The organism is Lacunisphaera limnophila, from assembly GCF_001746835.1.
GTDB lineage: Bacteria > Verrucomicrobiota > Verrucomicrobiia > Opitutales > Opitutaceae > Lacunisphaera > Lacunisphaera limnophila.
Genome location: NZ_CP016094.1, coordinates 3,470,618 through 3,492,270, shown reverse-complemented (window position 1 = coordinate 3,492,270; position 21,653 = coordinate 3,470,618). Strand labels below are relative to the sequence as shown.

22 protein-coding genes and 1 tRNA gene are annotated in these 21,653 nt (G+C 64.7%); 15 read left to right on the top strand and 8 right to left on the bottom strand.

Annotated elements, in window-relative coordinates:
* Positions 1 to 57: 57 nt before the first annotated feature.
* The gene (locus tag Verru16B_RS14600) at positions 58 to 1,752 is read right to left on the bottom strand and encodes an ABC transporter permease (RefSeq protein ID WP_069962967.1); all 1,695 of its coding nucleotides are present in this window, start codon (positions 1,750 to 1,752) and stop codon (positions 58 to 60) included.
* A gap of 139 nt (positions 1,753 to 1,891) precedes the next feature.
* Complete coding sequence (mntR, locus tag Verru16B_RS14595) at positions 1,892 to 2,335, bottom strand: manganese-binding transcriptional regulator MntR (protein ID WP_083270537.1); 444 nt, start codon at positions 2,333 to 2,335, stop codon at positions 1,892 to 1,894.
* Between the two features lie 68 nt (positions 2,336 to 2,403).
* Here mntR and Verru16B_RS14590 point away from each other — a divergent pair, with 68 nt between their 5' ends.
* From Verru16B_RS14590 to Verru16B_RS14550, 9 genes are all read left to right on the top strand, one after another.
* Positions 2,404 to 3,168, top strand: coding sequence for a transporter (locus Verru16B_RS14590; protein WP_069962966.1), 765 nt, complete (start codon positions 2,404 to 2,406; stop codon positions 3,166 to 3,168).
* A gap of 4 nt (positions 3,169 to 3,172) precedes the next feature.
* Positions 3,173 to 4,072, top strand: a complete 900-nt coding sequence (locus tag Verru16B_RS14585) for a metal ABC transporter substrate-binding protein (protein ID WP_069962965.1) — start codon at positions 3,173 to 3,175, stop codon at positions 4,070 to 4,072.
* Positions 4,069 to 4,980 (top strand): ATP-binding cassette domain-containing protein, encoded by a 912-nt coding sequence (locus tag Verru16B_RS14580; protein ID WP_069962964.1) that lies wholly within the window; start codon positions 4,069 to 4,071, stop codon positions 4,978 to 4,980. Before Verru16B_RS14585 ends, Verru16B_RS14580 begins: the two co-directional genes overlap by 4 nt.
* 35 nt (positions 4,981 to 5,015) lie before the next feature.
* Positions 5,016 to 5,834, top strand: a complete 819-nt coding sequence (locus tag Verru16B_RS14575; RefSeq protein WP_083270536.1) for a metal ABC transporter permease — start codon at positions 5,016 to 5,018, stop codon at positions 5,832 to 5,834.
* A complete protein-coding gene (locus Verru16B_RS14570) occupies positions 5,831 to 6,673 on the top strand; it encodes a metal ABC transporter permease (RefSeq protein WP_069962962.1) in 843 nt (280 codons plus the stop codon). The genes Verru16B_RS14575 and Verru16B_RS14570 overlap by 4 nt, the downstream gene beginning before the upstream one ends.
* 81 nt (positions 6,674 to 6,754) lie before the next feature.
* Entirely contained in the window at positions 6,755 to 7,615 is an 861-nt protein-coding gene (locus tag Verru16B_RS14565; RefSeq protein WP_069962961.1) for an amidohydrolase family protein, read from the top strand.
* Positions 7,616 to 7,679: 64 nt separating this feature from the next.
* Complete coding sequence (locus Verru16B_RS14560; RefSeq protein WP_069962960.1) at positions 7,680 to 8,462, top strand: M48 family metallopeptidase; 783 nt, start codon at positions 7,680 to 7,682, stop codon at positions 8,460 to 8,462.
* Between the two features lie 51 nt (positions 8,463 to 8,513).
* Positions 8,514 to 9,881, top strand: a complete 1,368-nt coding sequence (locus Verru16B_RS14555) for a M20/M25/M40 family metallo-hydrolase (protein ID WP_069962959.1) — start codon at positions 8,514 to 8,516, stop codon at positions 9,879 to 9,881.
* 87 nt (positions 9,882 to 9,968) lie between these two features.
* Positions 9,969 to 11,465, top strand: a complete 1,497-nt coding sequence (locus Verru16B_RS14550) for an alpha-L-fucosidase (protein WP_237023428.1) — start codon at positions 9,969 to 9,971, stop codon at positions 11,463 to 11,465.
* Between the two features lie 83 nt (positions 11,466 to 11,548).
* Here the strand turns inward: Verru16B_RS14550 and Verru16B_RS14545 are convergent, their stop codons facing one another.
* From Verru16B_RS14545 to Verru16B_RS14535, 3 genes are all read right to left on the bottom strand, one after another.
* Complete coding sequence (locus Verru16B_RS14545) at positions 11,549 to 12,100, bottom strand: OmpA family protein (protein ID WP_069962957.1); 552 nt, start codon at positions 12,098 to 12,100, stop codon at positions 11,549 to 11,551.
* Between the two features lie 88 nt (positions 12,101 to 12,188).
* Positions 12,189 to 12,854 carry a response regulator gene (locus Verru16B_RS14540; RefSeq protein ID WP_237023427.1) on the bottom strand — a complete coding sequence of 222 codons (666 nt, stop codon included), beginning with the start codon at positions 12,852 to 12,854 and terminating at the stop codon, positions 12,189 to 12,191.
* 108 nt (positions 12,855 to 12,962) lie between these two features.
* A tRNA-Lys gene (locus Verru16B_RS14535) sits at positions 12,963 to 13,037 on the bottom strand.
* Positions 13,038 to 13,219: 182 nt separating this feature from the next.
* On the opposite strand from Verru16B_RS14535, the gene Verru16B_RS14530 reads away from it, so the two are divergent.
* Complete coding sequence (locus Verru16B_RS14530; RefSeq protein ID WP_083270374.1) at positions 13,220 to 13,825, top strand: sigma-70 family RNA polymerase sigma factor; 606 nt, start codon at positions 13,220 to 13,222, stop codon at positions 13,823 to 13,825.
* On the top strand, positions 13,822 to 14,523 hold the full coding sequence (locus tag Verru16B_RS14525) for an anti-sigma factor family protein (RefSeq protein ID WP_069962955.1): 702 nt from the start codon (positions 13,822 to 13,824) through the stop codon (positions 14,521 to 14,523). The genes Verru16B_RS14530 and Verru16B_RS14525 overlap by 4 nt, the downstream gene beginning before the upstream one ends.
* A 52-nt stretch (positions 14,524 to 14,575) precedes the next feature.
* On the opposite strand, the gene ruvA is transcribed toward Verru16B_RS14525, so the two are convergent.
* From ruvA to dapA, 3 genes are read right to left on the bottom strand one after another with little or no spacing between them, the layout of a single operon-like run.
* On the bottom strand, positions 14,576 to 15,184 hold the full coding sequence (gene ruvA / locus Verru16B_RS14520; protein WP_069962954.1) for a Holliday junction branch migration protein RuvA: 609 nt from the start codon (positions 15,182 to 15,184) through the stop codon (positions 14,576 to 14,578).
* Entirely contained in the window at positions 15,181 to 15,912 is a 732-nt protein-coding gene (dapB, locus tag Verru16B_RS14515; RefSeq protein ID WP_069962953.1) for a 4-hydroxy-tetrahydrodipicolinate reductase, read from the bottom strand. The genes ruvA and dapB overlap by 4 nt, the downstream gene beginning before the upstream one ends.
* Before the next feature lie 4 nt (positions 15,913 to 15,916).
* Entirely contained in the window at positions 15,917 to 16,807 is an 891-nt protein-coding gene (dapA, locus tag Verru16B_RS14510) for a 4-hydroxy-tetrahydrodipicolinate synthase (protein ID WP_069962952.1), read from the bottom strand.
* A gap of 78 nt (positions 16,808 to 16,885) precedes the next feature.
* Between dapA and Verru16B_RS14505 the strand changes: the two genes are divergently transcribed.
* Genes Verru16B_RS14505 through lepA form a run of 4 tightly spaced genes read left to right on the top strand, consistent with a single transcriptional unit; the run spans position 16,886 to position 21,652 of the window.
* Positions 16,886 to 17,980, top strand: a complete 1,095-nt coding sequence (locus Verru16B_RS14505; RefSeq protein ID WP_069962951.1) for a type IV pilus twitching motility protein PilT — start codon at positions 16,886 to 16,888, stop codon at positions 17,978 to 17,980.
* Positions 17,980 to 18,891, top strand: coding sequence for a hypothetical protein (locus Verru16B_RS14500; RefSeq protein WP_069962950.1), 912 nt, complete (start codon positions 17,980 to 17,982; stop codon positions 18,889 to 18,891). Before Verru16B_RS14505 ends, Verru16B_RS14500 begins: the two co-directional genes overlap by 1 nt.
* Positions 18,892 to 18,937: 46 nt before the next feature.
* Positions 18,938 to 19,846 (top strand): ACP S-malonyltransferase, encoded by a 909-nt coding sequence (gene fabD, locus Verru16B_RS14495; protein WP_069962949.1) that lies wholly within the window; start codon positions 18,938 to 18,940, stop codon positions 19,844 to 19,846.
* A gap of 3 nt (positions 19,847 to 19,849) precedes the next feature.
* Complete coding sequence (gene lepA, locus Verru16B_RS14490; RefSeq protein ID WP_069962948.1) at positions 19,850 to 21,652, top strand: translation elongation factor 4; 1,803 nt, start codon at positions 19,850 to 19,852, stop codon at positions 21,650 to 21,652.
* Position 21,653 lies beyond the last annotated feature (1 nt).

Sequence of the window (21,653 nt, the reverse complement as noted above, 5' to 3'; positions counted from 1 at the left end):
AGCGGTAAGCGGCCCGCCTTCGCCCGGTGGGCTACGGCGCGGCGGGTTTAGCCAAGGCTAAACCCGGAAAATCGCGCCGAGTTTCTTGCCGAGGAGAATGGTCATGCCGGCGATGGTGATGCCGAGGAATGCCATGGCCCAGACCCCGAGGGCGGAGGCGATGAACTTGCCGTCGCCGAGGAGCTGGAAGAGTTCGTAGATGGCCTTGGTGATCGGGTAGAACGCCTGCTTCTGCGCCAGGATGAGCGAGTCGGAGACCTCGAGCATGGCGAAGGAGAACGCGAGCAGGCCGCCCGCGATGAGGTTGGCCATGATGAGGGGCAGGGTGACCTTGAAGACCGACTTCAGGGGCGGGCAGCCAAGGTTCTGTGCGGCCTCCTCGAGGGTCTCGCTCGTTTGCTGGAAGCCGGCGGCGGCGGAGCGCACGACATAGGGCAGGCGGCGGATGGAGTAGGCGATGATGAGCAGGATGGTCGGGTCGGCGACCGGGTTGATGAAGGAGAAGAATTTCCCCTCCTGGCTCATGGCGAGGTAACCGAAGGCGAGGACCAGGCCCGGCACGGCGAGGGGCAGCATGGCGAGAAAATCGAGGATCTGGCGGCCGCGGACCTTGGAGCGCACGATGACGTAGGCCAGCAGGACGCCGATGATCAGGTCGATGACCGTGGAGATGCTCGCGTACTTGAGGCTGTTGGCGATGGCCGAGACCGTGAGGTCGTGACCGAGGGCGAGGCGGAAGTTCTCGACGTTGAGGTTGCGCGGCAGGACGGAGGCGTACCAGTCGTTGGAGAAGGCCACGAGGACGACCCCGAGGTGGGGCAGGATCGCGATGAAGGTCACGCCGGCGAACAGGGCGGTGCAGAACCAGGCGCGGGCCGGGGGGAGCGATTGCGGCCCACCGGAGGAGGTGGCCTTGGCCATCATGGCGTAGCTGTCGCGGCCGAACAGGCCCTTGCCGATGGCGTAGAAGGCCACGGAACTGAAAAGCATGACGGCGACCAGGGCGTAGGGGAAGGGGTTGCCGCCGATATCCTTCAAGCCGTAGAAAATCTGCACCGAGGTGACGCGGGCGTAGTCAAAGATGAGCGGCACGCCGAGGTCGGTGAACGACCAGATGAAGACGATGGTGCCGCCGGCGAAGAGGCCGGACTTGATCAGGGGCAGGGTGATCTTGAAGAATTTCCGGAAGCCGGTGCATCCGAGGTTTTCGGCCGCCTCCTCCATCGCGGGGTCGATGTTGGCCAGGGCGGCGACCGCGTTGAGGTAGATGATGGGGTAGAGGCTGAAGGCCGTGACGATGGCGATGCCCAGAAACTGGTTGGCCCCGAGCCAGTCGAAGGTCCAGCCCTCGGGGCGCAGGCCGAGCTTGATGATCACGGCGTTCAAGGCGCCGTACTGGCCGAGGATCTGTTTGATGCCGATCGCCCCGACGAAGGGCGGCAGGATCATCGGCACGAGGATGAAGGAGCCGAGGAAGCCCTTGAGGGGGAAAAGAAACCGGTCGGAAACGAAGGCCAGCGGCAGGGCGATGCAGAGGGCCAGGAACGTGGTCGTCAGGGCCAGCAGGAAGGAGTTGGCCAGGCCGCCCAGGTAGATCGGATCCGTGAGCAGGGAGGCGAGGTAAGCGAAGGTGAGGTGACCGTCGGCATCAATGAACCCGCCCTTGAGGATCTGCAGGATCGGCCAGAAGAAAAAAGCCGCGAAGAAGACGAGCGTGATGGCGAACACGGAACGCGCGAAATTCTGCGACATGCCGGAGGGATGCCCGGCGGTGGCACGGGTGACAAGAGCGAAGGTGGGGGCGGGGCTTTAGGCCTCGAAGGATGGTGACCTGCGGGCTGAGTTGGGGCAGACAGCCCCTCCCGCAATCCGGGCTAGCCCGGGGAACCGGCTACCGGTTGAGGTGCCGGGCGAAGGCCGCCAAGGTGGCCGGGCTCACGTGATGTTCGATCCCCTCGGCATCGATTTCGGCGGACTTTTCGGGGATGCCCAGCGAACACAGGAAGGCCACCACGATGCCGTGGCGGTGGTGGCACTCCTCGGCCAGCTTGCGGCCGGTATCGGTGAGGAAAATGGCCCGGTAGGGCTGGACCCGCACGTAACCCTCGCGGTGGAGGCGGGCGAGGGTGCGGTTGACCGTGACGTGGGTGACACCCAGCCGGCGCGCCAGGTCAACCACCCGGGCCTCGCCCGAGGTGGCGGTGAGATCGGCGATCGCCTCGACGTAGTCCTCGGCGGTCTCCGAGGCGTGCTCGCGGCGGGTCTGCTGCAGGCTTTCGGCCTGCAGGGCGGACGGGCGGACGGGTTTCCGGACGGGGCGGGGAGCTTTTTTCACGGTCGGAGCACCACCGATGTGGAAGGGCACTTGACAAGTCGAGCCTGAAATGTAGCCATGGCTACATTATGTATAAGCCTCTACGACCGGCCCTCGTTTCCCTGGCGCTGCTGCTCGCGGCCGGGGCCTTGTCCGGCCAGATCACCGAGCATCCCTCCACCGTCGCGCCGGGCCGTTTCCTGGTCGAGATGGACGCCTTGTCCCTCACCTTCGACCGCGAGCCGGGGTTCAAATACACGGCCCTTGGGGCGGCCTCGACCTTTCTGACCACCGGGCTCACCGACAACTGGGACGTGCAGGTGGGGGCGGATCTCTTCATCAGCCAGAAGGTCGACTCCGGCGGTCTCACGGACCGCGACAGCGGCATCGGTGACGTCTACGTGCGGACGAAGTGGCGGTTCTATGAGGACACCGCCACCGGCACCCAGGTGGCGATCATCCCCTTTGTGAAGATGCCCACGAACAGCGGCAATGTGGGCAACGATGCGGTGGAAGGCGGGATCATCCTGCCGTGGACCACGAACCTCGCAGCCGGCTTCCATTGCGACGTGATGGCCGAAGTCGATTTTCTACGGAACAACACGGATGACGGGTACGACCTCAACTTCTACTTTTCAGGCTCACTGAGCCGCGAGTTGACCAGCGCCATCGGTATCTACGGCGAGGCGGCCCTCGCCAAGGCCTCGGATGGCTCGAAGGTCTCCGGGATCATGGGCGGCGGCGTGACCCTGGCGATTTCCGAGAACACCTGGTGGGATCTGGCGGTCTACAAGGGCATCTCCGACGGCGCCCCGGACTGGAATCACGTGCTGCGCTTCAATTTCGGATTCTAAAACCATGCCTCCACGCACGCTCCTCCGGCGGTTGACTGCCGTCCTCGCTATCGCGGCCCTCGTGTCTTCCGCCTGGGCGGCCGACAAGAAGCGCATCGTGACCACGTTCACGATTATCCAGGACATGGCGCAGAACGTCGCCGGGGACGCCGCGATCGTCGAATCCATCACCAAGCCCGGCGCCGAGATCCACGGTTACGAACCGACGCCGCGGGACATCGTGAAGGCCCAGAAGGCCGACCTGGTGCTGTGGAACGGACTGAACCTGGAACGGTGGTTCGAGAAGTTTTTCGGTAATCTGAAGGGGGTGCCCCGCGTCGTGCTGACCGAGGGTATCACCCCGCTGGGCATCGAAGAGGGACCGTATACCGGCAAACCCAACCCGCACGCCTGGATGTCGCCGCGCAACGCCACGATCTACGTCGAGAACATCCGGCGCGCCCTCGTGGAACTGGATCCGGCGAATGCCGCCACCTACAACGCCAATGCCGCCGCCTACACGGCGAAGTTCTCCGCCATCGAGGAAACCGTGCGTGCTAGTCTCGCCCCGATCCCGGAAGCCCAGCGGTGGCTCGTGACCAGCGAAGGCGCCTTTCCTTACCTGGCCCGAAATTTCGGGATGAAGGAACTCTTCCTTTGGGCGGTGAACGCCGACCAGCAGGGGACCCCGCAGCAGGTGCAAAAAGTCATCGATGGCGTGCGGACCCACCGCATCCCCGTCCTGTTCAGCGAGAGTACGGTCAGTGACAAGCCTGCCCGGCAGGTCGCCAAGGAAACGGGCATCCGCTACGGCGGGGTGCTCTACGTGGACTCGCTCACGACCGCCGAGGGCCCGGCTCCGACCTATTTGAAGCTGATGGAATACAACGCCCAGACGATCGTCCGGGGCTTCACCGCACCATGACCGCCACCGACCGTCCGATCGAACTGAGTGTCAACGCCGTCACCGTCCGTTATCCCAACGGCCAGGTGGCCCTGCGCGACGCAAGTTTCCGATTGGTCGGCGGGTCGATCTGCGGACTGGTCGGCGTGAATGGCAGCGGCAAGTCCACCCTGTTCAAGGCCATCATGGACTTCGTGCGCCCCGTCCAAGGCGAGGTTCTGATCGGCGGGCAGAGCGTACGGGCGGCCCTCAAGGCCAACCTCGTGGCCTATGTGCCGCAATCCGAGGAGGTCGACTGGACCTTTCCGGTCAGCGTGTGGGACGTGGTCATGATGGGGCGATACGGCTACATGAATTTCCTACGGCGCCCCGGCGCCGAGGACCGCCGCGTGGCCGAGGAGGCGCTGGTCCGGGTGGGCATGGCGGATTTCCGGGAGCGTCAGATTGGCGAACTCTCCGGCGGACAGAAGAAGCGCGTGTTCCTGGCGCGGGCCCTGGCCCAGCGCAGCCGCGTGATCCTGCTGGACGAACCCTTCACCGGCGTGGATGTGAAGACCGAGAGCACGATCATCGAGCTGCTCCGCACGCTGCGGGGTGAGGGACACCTCATGCTGGTCTCGACCCACAACCTCGGCACCGTGCCGGAATTTTGCGACCAGGTGGTGCTCATCAACCGCACCGTGCTGGCGGCGGGGCGCACCGAGGAGGTCTTTACGGAGGCGAACCTGTCCGCTGCCTTCGGCGGTGTGCTGCGCCACTTCCGCTTCGACGAGTCCACAGTTCAAAAGCACGACGGCCGAGCGGTCACGCTGCTCACAGACGACGAGCGTCCGCTGGTCTTCGGCAAGGGCGGTCACTTGGAGTACAGCCGCCGGGCCGACCACGAGAAGGTGATCGAGCAGCGGGCCGAGGAGGAGGACGACAAGTGATCGATTACCTCCTCACGCCCCTGCAGTACGAGTACATGGTGAAAGCCATCCTCGTGAGCGGCCTGATCGGCGGGGTGTGCGCGTTTCTGTCTTGTTTCATCACCCTGAAGGGCTGGTCGCTGATGGGGGACGCCCTCTCGCACTCGGTCGTACCGGGTGTCGCAATCGCGTATGCCCTCGGCCTGCCGTTCGCGGCGGGCGCCTTCGGCACCGGCCTGTTGGCGGCAGTGGGCATGGGGTTCGTGAAGACCAAGACGCGGCTGCGGGAGGATGCGGTGATCGGCGTAGTGTTCACGGCATTCTTCGCCTTCGGCCTTTTTCTGATCTCGCTCAATCCGAGCAGCGTGGACCTGCGCACGATCATCTTCGGCAACATCCTGGGCATATCCGATCCGGACATCCTGCAGGTGGTGATCATCTCCGCGGTCACGCTCGCCGTGCTCGGCCTCAAGTGGCGTGACCTGTTGCTGTTCTGCTTTGATCCCAACCAGGCCCGGGCGCTGGGGCTGAACGTCACGGTGCTGCACTACACGCTGCTTACGCTGCTCTCGGCCACGGCGGTGGCGGCCCTGCAGACGGTGGGGGCCTGTCTGGTGGTGGCGATGTTGGTGACCCCGGGGGCGACCGCCTACCTGCTGACCGACCGGTTCGGCCGGATGATCGGCCTGGCGACCGGGATGGGGGTGGGGACCTCGCTGCTCGGGGCGTATGTGAGTTACTATTTCGACGGCTCGACGGGTGGCTGCATCGTCACGCTGCAGAGCCTGCTCTTTGTCATCGCGCTGATCTTTGCGCCCAAGCACGGCCTGCGGGCATCGCGGCGGCGGGTGACGGGTGGGGGAGCGAAAGCATGAACACGTTGCTCGAGCCCTTCCAGTATCGCTTCATGGTGGATGCCATGATCGTGGGGACGGCCATCGGGGCAGTCTGCGCGGTGTTGTCCTGTTACCTCGTGCTCAAGGGCTGGTCGCTGATGGGTGACGCGATTTCCCATGCAGTTCTGCCGGGGATTGTCATCGCCTACGCAATCGGACTGCCGTTGGCGGTGGGAGCGTTTCTTTCCGGGCTTTTTTGCGCGGTGGCGACCGGGTACATCAAGGCCAACACGCGGGTGAAGGAGGACACGGTGATGGGCGTGGTTTTCACGGGGCTCTTCGCCCTTGGGCTGGTGCTCTTCACCAAGATCAAGAGCGACCTGCACCTGGATCACATTCTCTTCGGCAACATCCTCGGCCTCGAGTCGGGTGACCTGCGCAACACGCTGATCGCAGCCGGAGTCACGCTTGCGATCGTCCTAGCTCTGCGCCGCGACTTGTTGCTGTTCTGCTTTGATCCGGCCCAGGCCCGGGCGATCGGCCTGCCGACGAAGCTCCTGTACTATCTGCTGCTGTCCCTGCTCGCGATGACCATCGTGGGGTCGTTGAAGGCGGTCGGTATCATCCTCGTGATCGCCATGCTGGTGACCCCGGGCTGCATCGCCTACCTGCTGACCGATCGCTTCGATCGGATGCTGGTGATCGCGACGGCGGCGGCAGTCGGTTCCAGCCTCAGCGGCGTGTATGTGAGCTTTTTCCTCAACGCCTCGACGGGCGCCTGCATCGTGCTGATCCAGGCCCTGATCTTCGTCCTCGTCTTGGTGTTTGCCCCGAAGCACGGCATCCTGCAACTGCGCCGCCGGATGACCGCGAGCTGAAGCGCTAGTCCGCCACCTCTATGGCGTCCGGCGTTTTCGTTCCCGGCTTGCCCGGCGCGGCGCGACGGGAAAGCATCGCTTGTGGCCATCATTGACGCCCATGTGCACCTGTACCCGCCGGAGTTGAACCGTGATCCGGCTGCTTGGGCGGCAGCGCGGCAGGAGCCGCACTGGGCGGAACTCTGCCTTCGGCGTCGCAAGGATGGCCGGCCCGTGCAGGAGTTTCCCTCGGTGGAGCGGTTGCTCGATCGCATGGACGAGGCCGGCGTCACCCGGGCGGTGCTGCAAGGGTGGTATTGGGAAAACCACGCGACTTGTCGCGAACACAACCGGTTCTATGCCGCGTGCCTGGATGCGTACCCGAAGCGATTCTCCGCCTTTGCCTCCGTGCATCCCGGCGCGGGTGAGGCGGCGCTGGATGAGGTCAGGTGGGCCAAGGCGGCGGGCTTTGTGGGGCTGGGGGAGTTGTCCCCGCACTCGCAGCATGTCCCGCTGCACGATCCGATTTGGCGGAAGATCCTGACGCTCGCGGGCGAGTTGCAACTCCCCGTGAACCTGCATGTCACCGATCCGGCCTCGCGGGCGTATCCCGGGCGGGTGGAGACGCCGCTGACTGATTTCCTGGCGCTGGCGCGAGAGTTCCCCGAGACGACCTTCATTCTCGCGCACTGGGGTGGGGGCCTGGCGTGGTCGGAGGAAGCGGCGGCGCTCACCAACCTGTGGTTCGACACGGCGGCCTCGCCCTTGCTCTACGGAACGGATGTCTGGCGCCGGGAACCGAGCAGCCGGGTACTCTTCGGCTCGGATTACCCGTTGGTGCTTTACCCCAAGGTGGCCGGGGCCGCGGCGGAAATGGCCGGAATCCTGGGAGAGGCGCAGGCGGCGGGGGCGGCGACGGACATCTTCCACGCCAACGCGGCCTGGGTGCTCGCGCTGCCGTAGGGCGTTCACCCGCCCAAGCGAACTTTGCCTTGGCCGGGAGGTCGAAGCGGCTATGGTTTCACCCATGAAGTCCCTTTATCCCGCCCTGCTGGCGGCCGTTTTGCTGGTTCTGGTCGGGTGCTACACCGTGCCGGAGACCGGCCGGAAATCCCTCATGATCGTGTCGCCCGGCGAGGAAATGAAGATGGGCGTCGCCGCCTTCGCCGACATCCGCACCAAGGAAAAGGTGTCCACCGACGTCGAGGCGAACGCCCGCGTCCGCCGGATCGGCACGCGGATCGCGGAGGCGGTGGGTAACTCCCTGCCCGGGGCGCAGTGGGAATTCGTGGTTTTTGACGAGGCGAAGACGGTCAATGCCTTCGCCCTGCCCGGCGGCAAAGTGGGCGTCTACACCGGTCTGCTCGCCCTGGCCTCCTCGGACGACGAGGTGGCCACGGTGATCGGGCACGAGATTGCCCATGTGACGGCCCGGCATGGGGCCGAGCGCATGTCCCAAGGCCTGGTGGCCGGGGTGGTAGGCGCCGGCGTGGAACTGGGCACGAAGGACAGCGAATACCGGGATCTGGCCCGCGTGCTGTACGGCGCGACCGCCACCGGCGCGACGCTCGCCTTCTCCCGGGGTAACGAGAGCGAGGCCGACTACATCGGCCTGCGTTATGCAGCCAAGGCGGGCTATGATCCGCGGGCCGCGATCACCTTCTGGCAGAAGATGGCCAAGGCGAAGGACGGCAAGCAGCCGTGGAAGTGGATTTCCACGCATCCCCCGGACGGCGAGCGTATCGCCGCCCTGCAGAAATGGATGCCCGAGGTGCTGCCCCTCTACGAGAAAGCCCGGGCGCGGTACTGACGCCGTGCACTTCCGGCTAGCGCCGCGGCGGAAGTTGCGTCAGATTGCGGCATGTTTGACCCCGTTGAAAAACTGAAGGAATACGTGCGGCACGCGAGCGTGTCGGCCGACCCGCAATTCAAGGAGGGCATGGTCGGTGCCCAGAAGCTGGTCTCCGGCCTGCTCAAGGAAATCGGCTTCGCCGTCGAGGTGGTGCCCACGGCGCTGCATCCGGTGATCGTCGCCAAGCACGGCGACAATCCCGCCTGGCCGCACGTCATCATCTACGGTCATTACGATGTGCAGCCGCCCGATCCTTTGGAGAAGTGGCACACCCCGCCGTTCGAACCCACGATCAAGGGCGAGCGCATGTACGGGCGGGGCACGGCCGACAACAAGGGTCCCCTGATGGTCCATATTGCCGCCGTGGGGCGCCTCCTGGAGAAAAACCCGTCGCTCCCGCTGCGCATCACCTTCGTCGTCGAGGGGGAGGAGGAGATCGGCAGCAAGAACTTCAAGACCTTCCTGCTGGCGAACAAGGAGAAGCTGCGCGGCGATTTCGTGTTTCTCTCCGACACCGGCATCCCGAACGCCGATCAGATGGTCGTGACGGTCGGCTTGCGCGGCCTGCTCGCCTTCGAGGTGGAGCTCACCGGTCCGCAGTCCGACCTGCACTCGGGCATGCACGGCGGCGTGCTGATGAACCCCCTGCAGGGCCTCGCAGAATTCTGCGCCTCGCTGCACACCCCCGACGGCCGCGTGAACATCCCCGGATTCTACGATGACGTGATCGAGCCGCAGCCCTGGGAGCGCGAGCAGCTGGCCACGCTGGGGCTGAAGGAGTCCGAGTATGCGGCCTTTCTCGGCATCAAGGAATTCCACACCCCGCCGGGTTACACGCCCTTCGAGGCCATCCGCTTCCTGCCGACCCTGGAGTTCAACGGCTTCAGCGGCGGTTACCAGGGGGAGGGGACCAAGACCGTGATCCCGAGCAAGGCCCGGGTGAAGATCACCTGCCGGCTCGTGCCCAACCAGACGCCCGACGGGATGAAGAACAAAATCTTCGACGCGGTGCGCGCCCGTTGCCCGAAGGGGCTCAAGATGGTCATCACCGAGCAGCATCATGCGACCCCGTATGTCGCGATTCCGCCCGACCGCTCCAACACCCCGAAGGACCAGTCCCCGGTGCTCGCCCGCGGCTTCCGGGCCCTCGACAAGGCCGTGACGGCCGTCTGGGGCCGTCCGCCCTTGTATCTGCGCGAAGGCGGCAGCGTGGGCCTGATTGCCGACCTGAAGGAAGTGCTCGGCATCGACGCCGTCATGCCGGGCCTGTTCCTGCCGGAGGACAACCTGCACGCGCCCAACGAGAGTTTTCACCTCGGGGTCATGAAGAAGGGCATCGAGATGTCGGAGCGCATGCTCACCGAACTGGCGAAGTGATTTTTCCCGCGGGCGCATCCACCCCGGTGCGCCCGCGTTTCGTTTTTTTGTCCGGATCGCGTTACGTTACCCCAACCTCCATACCCCATGTCTTCAACTCCCCGCGCCGGCCTGATGCTGGGCCTCGTCCTGCTGGTGGTGCCCCCCTTGTACCCGGCCGAGCCGGTCCGCTATGAGCCGACCTGGTCCTCGCTGGACCAGCGGCCCACGCCCGAGTGGTATCTCGACGCCAAGTTCGGCGTGTTCATCCACTGGGGCGTCTACTCGGTGCCCGCGTGGGGCAAGCCGGGCGAATACGCCGAGTGGTACTGGCAGCGCATCAAGAGCAAGGATCCGAAGGATGCGCCCTGGGCCGAATTCCACGCCAAAAACTACGGGGCGGATTTCGACTACAAGGATTTTGCCCCCCGCTTCACGGCCGAGCTGTTCAATGCCAGCCAGTGGACCGATGTGTTCGCCCGGGCCGGCATCCGCTACGTCGTGCCCACCTCGAAGCACCATGAGGGGTTCGCCTTGTGGCCGAGTGCCGAGGCCAGCCGTACCTGGGGCCGGCCGTGGAACGCTGTCGAGATCGGCCCGAAGCGAGACCTGATGGGTGAACTGGCGGCAGCGACCCGCGCCCGCGGGATGAAGTTCGGATTCTATTATTCGCTCTACGAGTGGTTCAACCCGCTCTGGCTGCAGGACCGGGCCCGCTACGTCGACGAACACATGATCCCGCAGTTCAAGGACGTCGTCACGCGCTACCAACCCGCGATCATCTTCAGCGACGGCGAGTGGGACCTGCCCTCGTCGGCCTGGAAGAGCGAGCAGTTGCTTGCGTGGCTCTACAACGAGTCCCCCTCCCGCGCCGACGTCGTGGTCAACGACCGGTGGGGCAAGGAAACGCGGCACAAGCACGGGGGCTATTGGACCACGGAGTATGCCGCCGGCCTCCAGGACGGTTCGCATCCCTGGGAGGAGAGTCGCGGCATGGCGTACTCCTACGGACTCAACCGCGCCGAGCGTTTCGACGACTACAAGTCCGCCCGTGAATTGATCCTGGTCCTCATCGACCTCGTCAGCCGGGGTGGCAACCTGCTGCTCGATATCGGGCCCGCGGCGGATGGCACGATCCCGCCTCTCATGGAGCAGCGCCTGCTGGAGATGGGCGATTGGCTGAAGGTGAACGGCGAGGCGATCTACGGCACCCGTTTTGCCGGTCGCTCCGCGCAGTGGACCGCCGGCACGCGGCCCAAGCAGGAGTACGGCGAGTACATGGTCAAATACCACCTGCTCGATCAGGTCGGGCAGGCGGCGCGCAACGGCGTGGCGGTGAAGCAGGTCTTTTTCACGAAGAAGCCCGACGCCCTCTACGCGATCAGCGTCGGCTGGCCGGGCAAGAAGCTGGTGCTGCGCGGCGTCAGCGTGCCGGCGGGGGCCCAGCTGACGATGCTCGGGTTGCCCGGCGCACTCGCGTACGCGGTGCAGGGTGGGGACGTGGAAGTCACGCTGCCCGACTTGGGGCCGGACGCGGCACCCTGTCAGCACGCGTACACGATCAAGCTACCCGGTGGCACGGTGACCAAGGAGCAGGCGGAGTAGACCTCATCGCACCTGTTTCAATTTCGCCCAACAAAAAGGCCGCGGATTGCTCCGCGGCCTTTCGATTTAAAGGGAGAGAACGCTTAGTTCTTCTTGAGCTCGACGAAGTCGACGCGGCGGTCCTTGGCCCATTCGGATTCGCTGCCGCCCTGCTTGGCTTCGGTGGAACCCTTGGAGAGGGTCTCGAGGCGGGTGGCATCGGCGCCGAGGGAGATCAGGTAGCGCTTCACGGAGTTGGCGCGATTTTCGCCGAGACCGAGATTGTACTCGGAAGTGCCGCGCCAGTCGCAATAGCCCATGAGGACAAGATTCTTGCCGGGATTTTCGGTGAGCCACTTGAGGGCGTTCTGCAGCTTCGGACGCTCGGCGGGAGCGACGGCGAAACGGTCGAGGGCGAAGTAGATCGGCTCAACCACGCTGAGGTTGGCGCCATCGAGGGTGGAGTTACCGTCGCGACCCTCGAGGTTGATGTTCTCGCCGGGCAGCGCGATGGCCTCGGGATTGATGCCGTCATTCAGGCCCGGACCCATGGCGGTGGTCGACGGGTTCGGACGGGCGGGTTTCTTGGCGCAGGCGCTGAGAAGGAGCGCAACGGCGGCCAGCGAGAGGCTGAGGGCTTTGGAAAAGTGCTTCATTGGATACGCTAAAAGGTGAGACGCGGTTATTGGAGAATCACTGGGGGCGCGCAAGAACTAAACAATTGCGGCGCAACGGGCCCGGACCTCAGCTTTGGGCCCGGTGGTCAATCAGGCCAATTTCGAGGGAATATCGGGTCAAGCTGGCCACGTCGTGCAAGTCCAGTTTGCGCATCAGGTTGGTGCGGTGGTTGTCGACGGTCTTGACGCTGATCCCGAGCTTTTGGGCGATTTCCTTGGTGCTGTAGCTCTCGGCGACCAGCTTGAGGATCTCGCGCTCGCGGTCGGTCAAGGTCTCGATGCCGGAACCGGGATTCTTGTTGGCTACGACCGTCCGGAGCAGGGCCGCGACGCCGGGGCCGAAATAGGTGCCGCCATGGGCGATCGTCTCCAGGCCTTTCTTGAATTCCCCGAGGCCGGCCGTCTTCTCGACGAAACCGTGGGCGCCGGCCTCGAGCATCTCGCGCACCAGAGCCGGGCTCTCGTAGGCGGAGAAAACCATGACCCGCGTGGCCTTGAGCTGCTTGCTGATGCGGCGCAGGATGTCCACGCCGCTCAAGCCGGGCAGGCGGGCATCGAGGACGATCAGGTCGGGCTTCAGATCGAGACAGAGTTGGCAGGCCTGCAGACCTTCGCCGCTTTCGCCCACGATCTTGTAGGCCGGATCCACCTTGAGGATCTCCGCCAGCATCTCACGGATGGCGGTATGATCCTCGACGATGATGATACGCTTGGGTGTGGAAGTGGGGGTCACAGGCGGCAAAGTGGGTGTTTTGCCCTAAGGCAAAGTAGAAAGGGTACTCTCCATGATCTGAGGCTGATTACAACCCAAGAGTGGGGAAGCAACCGGCGGCAGATGGGGTGGTGGGGCGACTGGGATTCGAACCCAGAACCAATTGCTTAAAAGGCAACTGCTCTACCATTGAGCTATCACCCCAGGCTCCACCCAAGCTGGCAGATAGTTTTTCCCTGCCGCCGCATGGCAAGAATTAATTGCATGCTGCGCGTAACTGCAACCCCCGCTTGACCGGCACGTCATTCCGGGTGCAACCTTCTCCTCCTCAAACGACTTTCGTGGGAACCATTCTTAAATTTCCGGATCAGAACGAGCCTGAGCATATGACTGCAAAGGCCCAAGAAGTAGCCCTCGACCGCCTGTTGGTGGACCGTTTTAAGAGCGGCGACAACTCCGCGTTCGATCAATTGGTAACCCGTTACTGGGACCGCATCTACGCGATGACCAACCAGCTCCTGCGCAACCAGCAGGATGCCGAGGAAGTCACCCAGGATGCCTTCATCCGCGCCCACCGCGGGCTCGTCAATTTTCGTGGCGACTCCGCGTTCTCGACTTGGCTCTATCAAATCGCCACGAATCTGGCCCGCAACCGGTATTGGTACTGGTGGCGCCGCAAGCGCGACAAGTCCGTTTCCTTCGACGCTCCGCTCGGGGATGAGAACAACTCGACGCTCGCCGACCTGATCCCCGCCGAACAGGAAACCCCGGAGGACGCCACCGTCACCCAGGAATTCGTCGGCCGCGTGGCCGAGTGCATGGAAGAATTGAATGAAAAACACCGGGAGATTCTCATTCTGCGGAATGTCCAGAATCTCGCCTACGAGGAGATCGCCGAGATTCTCGGTATCAGCGTAGGCACGGTCAAAAGCCGCATCGCCCGGGCCCGCGAGAGCCTGCGTGAAAAACTCGGGGAGGAATTTCAGCCATGAAAGACAGCCGCTTCATTGAACTCCTGAATCTTTACATCGACCGCCAGATCACGGCGGAAGAAACCGCCCAGCTGGAGGCTGAGATCCAACAGCACCCCAAGCGCCAGGCCGTTTACCGCCAGTACTGCCAGATCCATTCGGCGACCAAGTCGGTCTATGAAAGCTTCCGCACCGTGGCCGCCGAGCAGCCCGCGCCCACGACCGGCCCCAAGGGCGTCGTCGAACTCTTCGAAAACCGCCGCCGCCGGACCAACTGGGCCTACTATGCCGGCGGCCTGGCCGCCGCGGCCTGCCTCACCCTGGTCTTTATCCGCCAGACGCCCTCGGCCTCGGATGCACCCGCCTTGGCGGCCGTCACGCAGCCGGCGGCTCCGGTGGTCCTCGCCGCTAAGCCCGTGGTTGTGCCCGTCGCCGCGCTCCCGGAGCCCGGCCTGGTCAGCCTGCGCAACAGCGTGGCCGTGACCCCGGACTACACCGCCATGCTGGCCGCCCTGCGCGAGCAGGACGAGGAACGCGCCTTCACCAACGAGAGCATCAAGTCCGGTCAGGTCCGCCCGCTGTTCAACGACGACCTTTTCGAGACCAAGCGCGTGTTCACGGCCCAGGATCAGCGGGTCTACCGCAGCGAGCCGGCGCCGACCTCGTCGGCCCAGCAACAGCAGCAGGCCGAATTCTCGGCCTTCCAGTTCCAGCGCTAACTTTGGCGCCCGTGGGATTCAGATTCTGACCTGCGGGCGATCAAGCGCGGGGTCAGCCCAGGGCTTTCTTGATCAAGGCTTCGGTCGTGGCCGAAGCCCCCAGCGCGATCCAAGCCTGCCGAACGGCCTTGTCGGCGTCGGCGGCCTTGTAGCCGAGGGCGGTCAGCGCGAGGACGGCGTCGTTCACGCGGTTGTCACCGGCCGGCGCTGAAGATTCCCCGGTGCCGGGACGGCCCGCGATCTGGGCCAGGTCTGCCGGGTTGAGCTTGTCCCGCAACTCGATCACCAGCCGCTCGGCCGTCTTCTTGCCGATGCCCGGACACTTCGCGAGCAGCCCCACGTCGCCGGCGGCGATCGCGGACTTCAGGGTGGAGAGCGAGAGCTTGCTCATGACGCTGAGCGCCATCTTGGGCCCCACGCCGGTGACCTTCTCGACCAGCAGCCGGAAAAAATCACGTTCCTCCATCGTGGCGAAGCCGTAGAGGGTGGCCGAATCCTCGCGGTAGACGGCGAGGGTGTGAACCTTCACGGCCTGACCGGGCTGGGGGAGTCGTTCGGCGGTGGTGACCGGGATATGGACCTCGTAGCCCAAGCCTCCGGTCTCAATGACCGCACTCAGCGGCGTGGCGGAAACGAGGATGCCGGAGACGCTGGTGATCATGAGAGACCCAGCACGTCCTGCATGTCGTACACGCCAGCCGGACGGCCGACGACCCAGTGGGCGGCGCGGACGGCCCCGCGGGCGAAGATGCCCCGGTCGGAGGCCTTGTGGGTGAGTTCGACGCGCTCGCCGAGGGCGGCGAACAAAACGGTGTGATCGCCGACGACATCGCCGCCGCGTAGGGCGTGGACGCCGACCTCGTTGGGCGAGCGCTCGCCCGTGATGCCGGAACGACCGTGCTTGAGGGCCGCCGCGGTCAGCTTGCGTTCCTCCAGGATGATCTCGAGCAGGCGGGCCGCGGTGCCGCTGGGGGCGTCCTTCTTGAAGCGGTGGTGCATCTCGATCACCTCGGTGTCATAGTCGGCGCCGAGGATGGCGGTGGCGCGCCGGGTCAGGGCGAAGAGGAGGTTGACCCCGACGGAAAAATTACCGGCCCACACGCAGGGCACCTGGGCGGCGAGGGCCAGCAGCCGCTTCTTTTCCTCGGCGCCGTGGCCGGTGGTGCCGATGACGATCGGCTTGTGGTGGGCGACGGCGAGTTCCAGCAGGGGGCCCGTCGCCTGGTGGCCGCTGAAGTCGATAATGACGTCGCAACCGGCCAGGTGCGCCGCGGCGTTGTCGCCGGCGTCGATGGCGGCCGTGATCGTGGCGTCCATGGAGCCCGCGACCGAGGCGATGGTCTGGCCCATGCGGCCCTTGGCCCCGTTGAGGAGGATCTTGAGGCTCATGGGATCAGCGGGCGAAGCCCTGGAGGGCGGAGAGCAGAACCTCGCGGCTGGCTGCGGTCAGCGGCGTAAGCGGCAGACGTACTTCCTCGGAGCCGATGATGCCGGCGCGGGCCATGGCCAACTTGATGGGCGCCGGGTTGGACTCGACGAAGATGGCCTTGAAGACCGGATAGAGCCGGCGGTGCAGGGCGCGGGCCTTCGGGTAGTCATTGGCCAGGGCGAGGGCGACCAGCTTGCTGACCTCGCGGGGGTACAGGTTGCTCGCGACACTGATGACACCCTTGGCGCCGACGGCCATGAAGGGCAGGGTGAGGCTGTCGTCGCCGCTCAGGACGGTCATGTCGGACCCGAGGGCGGAGATGATCTGGTCGACGCGGTCGACACTGCCGCCGGCCTCCTTGATGTGGGCGACGTGCGGGTACTTGGCGCGCAGGCGCTCGATCACCTTGAGGCCGATCTCCACGCCGCAGCGGCCCGGGATGGAGTAGAGGATGATGGGCTTGTCCGTGACCTCGGCGATGGCGGCAAAGTGGGCGAAGAGACCTTCCTGGGTCGGCCGGTTGTAGTAGGGGGCCACGAGCAGCATGCCGTCGGCCCCGGCCGCGTCGGCCGCCTTGGTCATGTCGATCGCCTCGCGGGTCGAGTTGGAGCCCGTGCCGGCGATAACCGGGACGCGCCCGCGGGCCGTCTCGATCGTGCAGCGGATGATATCCAGGTGTTCCTCGTGCGAAACGGTCGGGGACTCGCCGGTGGTGCCGACGGGCACCAGGCCGCTGATGCCGCCCTTGATCTGGAAATTCACGAGTTTCTTCAGCTCATCGTAGGCGACGGCGCCGCCCTGGAAGGGCGTGACAATGGCGGTGTAGGAACCGGTGAAGGTGCGGGTGCGATTCATGGGAAAGTTACCTTGAACGAGGCAAGGATCGCCTGTAGGCAAAGCACAGCTTCAAGGGCGGTTCACGCATAAAATTCCATGAGCACGACACTTCACACTGAAATTGTTAACGATCTGCTGAAACTCGCCGTCGAAAGCGGGGCCAGCGACATCGTCATCAAGTCCGAGAAACCGGGCTACCTGCGCATGGGCGGCCGGTTGCGCTCGGTCGAGATGGACCCGATCAGCTGCGAGCACGCCCAGGCCTTCGTGGACGAGAAGGTGCCCCGGGTCTTCCGGCAGAAGTGGGAAGATGACGGCCAGGTCGACTTTGCCTACGCGGCCGACGATATCGGGCGCTTCCGCGTGAACGCCTTCCACCAGCGCGGGCTCGTGAGCATCGTTTTCCGTCATATCAAGAGCCGTCCGCCGACCTTTGAGGAACTCAAGATCGAGTCCGAGACCCTGATCAAGATGGCCCAGGCCAAGGACGGCATCCTGCTGGTCTGCGGCGCCACCGGCTCGGGTAAGAGCTCCACGATGGCCGCCATGCTGAACTGGATCAACCACAACATGGACAAGCATATTGTGAGCATCGAGGATCCGATCGAGTACACCTTCAGCGACGAGAAATCCCTCTTCCAGCAGCGCGAGATCGGCCTCGACGTGCCGAGCTTCGAACTGGCGATCAAGTCGGTGCTGCGCCAGAATCCCGACATCATCCTGATCGGTGAAATGCGCGACAAGGAGACCTTCGAGACGGCCATCTCGGCCGCCGAGACGGGTCACTTGGTCTTCTCGACCATGCACGCGGCCACGGTCGCGCAGTCGCTCACACGACTCTTTGAATTCTTCCCGCCCGAGCAGATCGCGCAGGCCCGCCGCCAGATCGCCGGCTCGCTGCGCGGCTTCATCTGCCAGAAGCTCATTCCAGCCATCGAGGGTGGCGGCCGCTTCGCCGCCCACGAGATCCTGATCGCGGACGCCACGGTGCGAAACCTCATCCTCGACGGCCACAACGACAAGATCCAGCAGCTGCTGGAATCCAGCAGCGACTCGGGCTCGAAGTCCTTCAACAAGGACCTCTACCGCCTCATCAAGGAGGGCAAGATCAGCAAGGCCGACGGCCTGCGTTTCTCGCCGAACCCGGCGGCCCTCGAGATGAACCTCAAGGGCATCTTCTTCAAAACCTGATGAAGTCTGCCGTCTCCGTCGCTGCCCTGCTGGCGCTGCTGACTGCCGCCCACGCGGTCGCGGCGGAGGCCGACGCGCCGCTCTCCGGAGCGAAGAAGGAATTGCGCGACCTGCAGCCGGGCCGCGGCACCACCGGAACCCCGTCCGTCAAGGACGGCCTCAAGTCCGGCGTGCCGACGATGGAGGCGCCACCCTCGACAACCGTCCCGACTTATACCCGGCCCACCCCGCAAAAGCTCGAGCGCGAGAAGGAGCAGCGGAAAAACGCGCAGAAGAACTGGCTGGTCGATGGCGTGCAGAAACTCGAAGCCGATCAGGGCAAAAAGCCGCTTTTACCCGGGGAGGAGATCAAGGAGACGGAGCCGGGCGACGGTGAGGAGAAGATTGATCCCGCCGATCCGGCCTACCTCCTGAAGCTTTACGACAAGCAGAAGAAGACCGACGACGCGAAGTCGGCCGAAACCAAGGCGCAGCGCGCCCCCCGGCCCGATGCCTTTGCGCCCTTTCTGCAGGACTGGATGGCCGCCTCGCCGGTCAAGGATCAGCTCTTGGGCGAAATGAGCCGTAAGGCCACCGGCACGAACCTGCCGGCGCCCTCAGCTGTCGCCGGGGCGCCGATCGGCGTCAGGGGGGCGGTGATGATGCCGGATCTCGGCCGCGCCAACGGCCCGGCGGCCGCTCCCAATCCCTATCTGGCCGACTCGGCCTCGCCCGTGGGGCCCACCGCGGGGTCTTTACCCCTGCTCACCGCCCCGGTTGGGCCTGCGGTCGGGCTGCAGGACCTGGTCACCAACCCGGCCCCGGCCCCTTTGCTTCAACCGGTTCCGACCGCCGCGCCGGCCGACCGGAAGGCCCCGCCGCCCCCTCTGGCGGACGACAAGAAATACTTCCCGCAGCTGAACAAATTTTAGTACTTGGATTTTGCCAGCGGGGCCGGTTTAACCGACCCTTTCATCTATGTCACTGGCACTCCTTTTCGCAGGTCAAGGCGCCCAAAAAGTTGGGATGGGCAAGTCGCTTTACGAAGGCTCCGCCGCGGCGCGGGCGCTTTACGACGAGGCCGACCGCGTCCTGGGCTGGAGCCTGACCAAGATCTGCTTTGAAGGCCCGGATGCCGAGCTGACCCAGACGAAGGTCTGCCAGCCAGCGCTTTACGTGCACGGCCTGGCCATGTTGGCCGCGCTCAAGGAGAAGGGTGTCGTACCGGCGGTGAGCATGGCCTGCGGCCTGAGCCTGGGCGAGGTCACGGCGCTGACGGCGGCCGGGGTCTTTGATTTTTCGACGGGTTTGAAGGTGGTCGCGGAGCGCGGCCGCCTGATGCAGGTGGCCTGTGAGAAGTCCACCGGCGGCATGGCCGCCATCATTGGCGAGGAGCGGGCCCGCATTCAGGAACTGTGCGCGGAGTTCGACATCCAGGCGGCGAACTTCAACGCCCCGGGCCAGATCATCGTTTCCGGCGAGAAGGCCAAGGTCGAGGCGCTGGTCGCTGCGGCCAAGGACAAGGGCCTGAAGCGCGTCATCTCGCTCAACGTCGCCGGCGCCTACCACAGCCGACTGATGGAGCCGGCCCGCGAGGAGTTTGCCCGCTACCTGCAGGGCGTGACCTTCCTGGCCCCGCAGTTCACCGTTTTCACCAACACCACCGGCCTGGCCGTGAGCGAACCCGCGCAGATCCGCGAGGCGCTCGTGAAGCAGGTCGTGTCCTCCGTGCTGTGGGAAGACTGCATGCGCAGCGCGGTCGCGGCCGGCGCCACCGAGTTCTGGGAGTGCGGCCCGGGCGCCGTCCTGGCCGGCCTGGCGAAGCGCACCGACAAATCTTGGATCGTCAAATCATTCGCGGAGTTCGCGGACCTACCCGCCACCTGAAGCATGTCATCCGCGCCCCTTACCCGTAATTTCTGCATCATTGCCCACGTCGACCACGGCAAGACGACCCTGTCCGACCGGTTGCTGGAGTACACCAGCACGATTACCAAGCGGGTGATGACCGACCAGCACCTTGACTCGATGGATCTCGAGAAGGAGCGCGGCATCACGATCAAGATGCATCCGGTAGTGATGAACTACCCGGCCAAGGATGGTAAGATCTACAAGCTGCACCTGACCGACACGCCCGGCCACGTGGACTTCGCCTACGAGGTGTCGCGCTCGCTGGCGGCCGTCGAGGGCGCCTTGCTCCTGATCGACGCGGCACAGGGCGTCGAGGCGCAGACCGTAGCCAACGCGCACCTGGCCTACGCCCAGGGCCTGAAAATCATCCCGGTCATCAACAAGATCGACCTGCCCAGCGCGAACCTCGAGCTGTGCATGAAGCAGCTGGAGGACATCCTCACGATCCCGGCCGAGGAGGCGATCCTCGCCAGCGGCAAGTCGGGCATCGGCATCCAGGACATCCTCGAAGCCGTGGTGGAGCGCATCCCGCCGCCGCGCTGGACCGATTACGCGACGCTCCGGGCGCTCGTGTTCGACTCGAAGTACGATTCCTACCGCGGCGTCATCTCTTACATCCGCGTTTTCTCCGGCACCTTGAAGGCCGGCGAAATGATGATGCTGATGAGCACCGGCCAGAAGGCCGAGGTCAAAGAGGTCGGCGTCTTCCGGCCCGGCATGGAGAAGATCGGCCACCTGGGCCCCGGCGACGTCGGTTACATCGTCAGCAACATCAAGAGCACGGACGAGATCAAGATCGGCGACACGGTCACGCACGCCAACAAGGCGGCGACTGACATGCTGCCCGGCTACAAGGAAGTGCGCCCGATGGTCTATTGCGGCCTCTATCCGCTGGAGTCGGATGATTACGAGAAGCTCAAGGTGGCGCTCGGCAAGCTGCGCCTGAACGACTCGGCGCTGATCTATTCCTCCGAGAGCTCAATTGCGCTGGGCTTCGGCTTCCGCTGCGGTTTCCTCGGTCTCCTCCACATGGAGGTCGTCCAGGAACGCATCCGCCGCGAATACGACGTCGAGATCATCTCCACGTACCCGAGCGTGGTCTACAAGGTGAAGAAGCACAGCGGGGACGTGATCGAGGTCGACAACCCGATCAACCTGCCGGACCCGGGCTCCATTTTTGACATCAGCGAGCCGACCATCAACGCGTCCATCCATCTGCCCAACGAGTTCCTGGGCGACATCATGGGCCTGATCATGGAGAAGCGCGGCAGCTGCGACCAGACGACGACCCTGGACGGCGCCCGCGTCATGCTGAGCTGCACGCTCCCGCTCAACGAGATCCTCGTCGATTTCAACGACCGGCTGAAGAGCATCACCCGGGGGTATGGCTCGATGGATTACGAACTCGGTGAATACCGCGTCTCGGACCTCGTGCGCATGGACATCCTGGTCAACCAGGACCCGGTGGACGCCTTCGCGAGCATCGTGCACCGGAGCAAGGCCGAGGGCCAGGGCCGGGCGCTGTGCGAGAAGCTGGCCGACATTATCCCGCCGCAGATGTTCAAGATCGCCGTGCAGGCCGCCATCGGCGGCAAGATCATCGCCCGCGACAACGTGCGCGAGATGCGCAAGGACGTTACCTCGAAGTGCTATGGCGGCGATATCTCCCGCAAACGGAAGTTGCTCGACAAGCAGAAGGAGGGCAAAAAGAAGATGAAACTGATCGGCAAGGTTTCGATTCCTCCTGACGCCTTCATCCAGGTCCTCAAGACCAACAGCTAAC